General features: G+C 51.3%; 2 protein-coding genes. Both read right to left on the minus strand.

The window, feature by feature from the left end:
* Positions 1-1,439 (minus strand): phage portal protein family protein (locus AKG33_RS03925; RefSeq protein WP_050707980.1); only part of this gene is annotated, 1,439 nt, incomplete at its 3' end.
* The coding region (locus AKG33_RS03930; protein ID WP_407712507.1) for a terminase large subunit at positions 1,436-1,768 on the minus strand (333 nt) is incomplete at its 5' end. The genes AKG33_RS03925 and AKG33_RS03930, both read right to left, overlap by 4 nt.

The raw sequence follows: 1,768 nt of genomic DNA on the forward strand, positions 1-1,768 counted from the left end.
GCGTCGTGATAACCGTGCGCGCAGGCGATTTCGAGCGCTTCCCCGAACCAATCGTTAAACCCTTCGGGGTCGCGGTCGCCGTAGAGTTTGACCAAATCTTCCAACAATTGGTAATCATTGGGCGCGTTTTTGACCACGTCTTCAATCATTTCACGGGTAATGGGTTCGGGCGCTTCTGCCATACCGGCTTGCACGCGGTCTTCTAACGCTTGCGCAGCAGGGGTTAATTCTTGTTTTTTCGATAACGATAAACCGGCTTTTTGAGCAGCATTTGCCGCACGTTCAGAACGTGCCGCGCGCTCTATTTGCTCGAGGCTAAAGTAAATTGGTTCCAAATGATATTGGTCGATAAAATATTGTTCTGTAAACCGCATACCTCTATCCATCAGCGCGGTATCCCGTTCCCAGCGTTCTTTATCGATGCTTTCGGTGCGGTCGTAAGCAAAAAGAATGTCGCCGCGCGCGGTGCCGTTTAACCGCAGCACTTTTGCGATGAATTCGTTTATCACGCGCTCGCATAAGGTTAAATCGTAATCAAAGAGAATTTGCGAGAAATTATCATCGGTTTCTTGGGCAGCGCGGCTGCCACCGGCAAGTTCGCTGGTGAGCACGCGCCCGATGATGGTTTTTTGAATGCGTTGAATATGGTGACGGGTAAAAAGCTGATGAGCGGATCCGTCCGATGTAGCATTAACGAATGAGATTTCGTCGTCTTGCGTGATGACGATAACGCCATCGCTGATGGCTTGCGCTAAGGTAATGGCTAAATCGTTTAAATGCCGTTGCGCTTCGGCTTGGTTATTGGTTCGGGGATTGAATTTGCCCACGGTCAACGGGCTGGCGTGGCGTTCGGCATATTTGCTCCAGAATTGCTCCCCGTAATTTTTATTAAACCATGCCCAATAAACGCGGCTCAATAATGCGTCGCCGTAGGGATTTGCCGCGCTCGCATTCATGCGCACTTCAAGCACTTTCAACGGTTCAACATCAATATAGGAGCCGCTTTGGGTTTGATAACGCAATACGCCGTCTTGATTGATAAAGCGCTCAATTTTACGCGGCTCAACCGCGGCTAAACGAATGCCGTTATGGTCTTCTTCGGGGCGGCGCCAGATTAACTCGCTGATGCTGCTGCCAATCCATTGCGCGTCCATCGTGCGCCGGACAAGGGTTTCATGCCAGCGACTGATTTCAGCGTGCAACCAATCGGTATTATCGCCTTCGATGCGCCAGCGCGTGCCCACGACTGCTTTTTCGCGGCGGTCACAGCACGCAAATATTTCATCATCATAAAGCAGTTTGCCCAAATCCGAACGCGAAAGTCCGGCATTTTTTAATACTTTATCAGCGTCTTCATTAGTCAGGGTAAAGACGGGGTCGGTATATAACGCTTGGGCGCTGGTGGCAGCGCTGGCTTGTTTGTCTACTTTATCGTTCATCGTCCTCTCCTAAAAGCACGTGCGGCGCCGGCAATAATGCTGTTGCCTTGATAGCCGCCGCGAATTACATCAGATAACGCATACCGAATGGCGTCCCAGCAGTGGTCGTGCGCATCGTCTAATTCGGGCAACGGGTCACCGGTTAAACGGTCGGTTTTGTAGCGCCATAATTGCGCTTCTTCGAGGGTATGTGCACAACGCGGCGCGATAACAATATCATCAAGCCCGCGCAAAAAGCTGACGCCGTCTTCAATGCTGCCTTGCCATTTGCCGGCGGCACGCATTAATGGGAAGCCGTGGTTGCGGCAATGGCTAATTAATTCCGGACG

The sequence above is a fragment of the Dichelobacter nodosus genome, from assembly GCF_001263335.1.
GTDB lineage: Bacteria > Pseudomonadota > Gammaproteobacteria > Cardiobacteriales > Cardiobacteriaceae > Dichelobacter > Dichelobacter nodosus.